At 38.0% G+C, this 3,454-nt stretch carries 4 protein-coding genes; all 4 read right to left on the bottom strand.

Translation table 11 applies throughout. From position 1 onward, the window contains the following. Nucleotides 1-11: 11 nt before the first annotated feature. Nucleotides 12-329 (bottom strand): DUF4258 domain-containing protein, encoded by a 318-nt coding sequence (locus LV85_RS21900; protein WP_111323479.1) that lies wholly within the window; start codon nucleotides 327-329, stop codon nucleotides 12-14. A gap of 141 nt (nucleotides 330-470) precedes the next feature. After that, nucleotides 471-1,499 (bottom strand): helix-turn-helix transcriptional regulator, encoded by a 1,029-nt coding sequence (locus LV85_RS21895; protein WP_111323477.1) that lies wholly within the window; start codon nucleotides 1,497-1,499, stop codon nucleotides 471-473. A 3-nt stretch (nucleotides 1,500-1,502) separates the two neighbouring features. Continuing rightward, entirely contained in the window at nucleotides 1,503-2,993 is a 1,491-nt protein-coding gene (locus LV85_RS21890) for a DUF7017 domain-containing protein (protein WP_111323475.1), read from the bottom strand. A gap of 203 nt (nucleotides 2,994-3,196) precedes the next feature. Next, nucleotides 3,197-3,454, bottom strand: a 258-nt coding sequence (locus tag LV85_RS22275) for a hypothetical protein (protein WP_211318458.1), incomplete at its 5' end; no start/stop codon positions are given.

Raw genomic sequence — 3,454 nt, 5'->3', positions numbered from 1 at the left:
GCAGGCTTGCTTCACACATTTTTCTTTCTTAGCCTTTTTGGCTTTTTCTTAATTTGATGCACTGCTTCGGAATTCTTATAGCAGGTAATAATTTCCCGCACATTCAAATCTGTAATTACAACTAGATCCGACACAGCATCCTGATCCCCAGGCAACCAATCTCTGGTTTGTGATTTTGGAACATAGAAGAATTTTAAACTTTGTTTGTGAATAATCCGACCCGTGTCGATCACCTTTTGCACTGCGTTTTTACTAATTCCGCGTTGAGCCATACGTATCATTCCATGATAGCTGGGCGTAGGTTTAAATTCTGTTGTAGTGGACTCCATAGTTTGTTTGTTTTATTTGATGATGCAAACAAAGCCAGGATAGGCGCAGAGGAACTTCGCCTAGTTGGATCCAAACAAAAAAAATCCGCATGCCCCTTTCGGGACATGCGGATCAATCTGATTATCAATTAATTGCTATATCTAAAAATATTGAGAATAGGTTTCTCTTACAATATTCATAAAATCTTGTTTTACTTTTTCCGGCCCGATTACTCTAATCCTTGGACAATGAGAAAGAATTACGGAGTAAAACTCGTAATTAGGGATAATATTTAATGTGATTTTCATCCATTTCGCATCAGACTCAGCTTGGATTTTCTTTTGCGAATAATGTATTGGCTTGGTAGCTAAATAAGGATATAAATCTGATCTCACCAATATCTCGACTTTTTCGGCAGACTTATCTTTACGTGTAACACCAACTATTTCATCGAAAAACTCTTCCGGAGAACCCTCTGGATATTCTTCGAACTGATGTTTTCCCTGATGGATCTTCTCTATGCGATCCAAAGCCAAATTAATTAAAAAATTATGCTGATTCGATTTACATAGGACAAACCAACGGTTATTAAATTGTTTCAAAACATAGGGCGAAATCTGATGCACTTCTTTTTGCTTGTCAAAAGGATGATATTCTATGGCTAATGGAGATTTATTTCGAATAGCATGATAAAGAGGCTGAATATGCTCTTTACCTTTCATATCAATATTATTATCAAATAGAATTACTGGAGGCTTATCATCACTTTCTGAAGTCCATGAATCTATCCGAGCAGATGCCTCTTCAATCCATTCAAATTTGGGAAGGCCTTTAAATGTTCGTAAAGTCTCCATTGCACCACGTATTAAGTCCAGATCCTGTTTGCTCATAGGAAGTTTTTTAATGGAGAAACCTGGTTCGTTATACCGAAAATACTTCCTTCTTTTATCCAAGGAATCGAATATTTCTTCCAAGGGAATATTGTAAGGTCTCTCCCGCCTCATGTACTTTATGTCTTCCTGCACGGTCCGCTTACTCACATAATCAGGCTTATATAGGTCTCCCTCAAAATCCGATACAGCTCTATTGACGGCTACCACTAGGTCATCAATTCTATAAAATCTATTAAAATCGCTAAAGCATTTATCTAATGCATGATAGCGTACTAATGCTTGCTTACTCTGAGACATATTCTAAGTGTTATAGATTTCGAATGCCATCCAACTCCATTTCTTTTTGGAGGGCTCATAGCTTTTTACTGCGTTTACTTTGAGGGTCAAATCTCCATGGGATTTGTGAGACTTCAATAAGTCTGGCGGGATAAAGACATCTGACACAAATCCAAAATCTTTGCCTGGCATCTGCTTTAACTCCCCTTGAACTACCTTCTTAGAAGAATTCATCCACTCTTTCGTAGGAATCTTTATCCAATCAAAAATCACTGATTGCCCTCTTTCGTTCTTGACAAAAGAAATATGACAGGCATCTCCTGTCTTAGGTAAAGTTCCTGAGCCTCGAATAGGCGCTATATAAGGTAGATTATCCTTCGTAATTCCTGTAATCAGTCCTTTGGAAGCAAGAATTCTAGAAACAAGAATATCCTCACTTTTTACTTCTTCAAGCAATTGCTCAGACACAAGTAGCAATTTCTTGAGCTTCTTGTCATCCAATTTGACTGGTGTATTCTCAAACCAATCTTCCTGCTGGAGATCTTGAATGTTCTTGGGAATCGACCATTTATTTTTTTGCCGTAACTGAATTAACTTTTGAATTTCAAATTTCGCCCAACCTTGATATTCTTGCTGAACCAAAGTTAAAATCGCTTTTTCCATCAAGCCAACTTTAAAACTAGGAGGACCTGGACAAGAAAGTCCTTTCAGCTGACAAGCTAATCGAATCTGTGGCTCCTCTTGTAGATCTCCCAGTAAGTCCCAAACCCAAAAATCTCTTTTTTTCTTTTTGGCAAAATCTAAAAACACTTGCTGAGCCTTCTCTTTTTGACCCAATTGTTTTAATGCTTTTGCATGATAATAGGGAGCAAAATCAAAATTAATTTTATTGGATTCCAGCTTAGACAAATATGTATCATAAGGTATCAGAAGATCCTTTGCCATCGCAGGAGGCAAAGCTTCTTCATTAATCATGGCAAAGATGTTCTTTCCAAAAGCATTAGTGACACGCTCAGCTAAGGAAGGGAAAACAAGCTCTCCTTTAGTGTTTTTCTCAAAATCCTGCTTCGAAAAAGAACCCCAACCCCACCAATTCACAAAGGTGAGAAAGCCAGTCCACGATTTTCCGTAATATAAAATACCTGAAAGTAATCTAGAATATCCCTTGGATGGCTTGTGAAACTCAAATTGCTCTAGGATCTGAAAATAGGATTCCAGCATTTGGAATTTATGCTCAGGAAGAGCTGCCGATTGAAGAATGGAACCTGATTCCCAAGCTATTTTATTTAATACAAAATCCGTGAGGTAAGTTTTGTTGAAAGATGATAGTTTTTTGAGGGTGCGAAGGAAATCGTCCAGATTGGTGCTTTCACAGAAAAATGAAAGGTAATCAAGTAGGATTCTGACGAGTTCATTGGAAGCTGCATCATAACTCAAAGGATCTGCTAGTTGCGTAGAAGCAACAGCATATCTCTTGTTCAATGATTGAAGTTCGGTTGAAGTATTATTCTCCAAAACTGGTCGAGTTTAAAAACTTAGGTATAATAAACTGAAAAAAATTAGTGATGCCAAGAGTATAAAAGATTTAGATTGAAATTATTGAGTATACTCTTCAATATAAACACTAAACAGAGTAACCTTGAGTGTCTCAAAGTTTGCTGATAAAGAATTGCTCCCCACAAGCTGGCTCCTCGCCTTCCAACTGCTGTAGGGAATATCTAAAGAGGCAGAATCTTAACGCATACCTTTTGCCGGTAGGCAGGCAAAGCCTTCCTTATAGTGGCGGATAGCCTGTCCCGATAGGCGAAGCTGTGCGGAAATACTTTTTGAGCAAGCATCAAGGCGACGTATGTTTTTTGCAATCTTGTCTTAATCCTTATTGTAATGGATGATACTTTTTGAGGGTTCTTTCTGGTCTTACTACCCAAGGCAATTAAGGTCTTAATCCTTATTGTAATGGATGCCTGCCCGCCGAA

Source organism: Algoriphagus chordae (assembly GCF_003254055.1).
Taxonomy (GTDB): domain Bacteria; phylum Bacteroidota; class Bacteroidia; order Cytophagales; family Cyclobacteriaceae; genus Algoriphagus; species Algoriphagus chordae.
The sequence above is the reverse complement of the archived record's forward strand: the minus strand, read 5'-3'. Positions and strand labels throughout refer to the sequence as shown.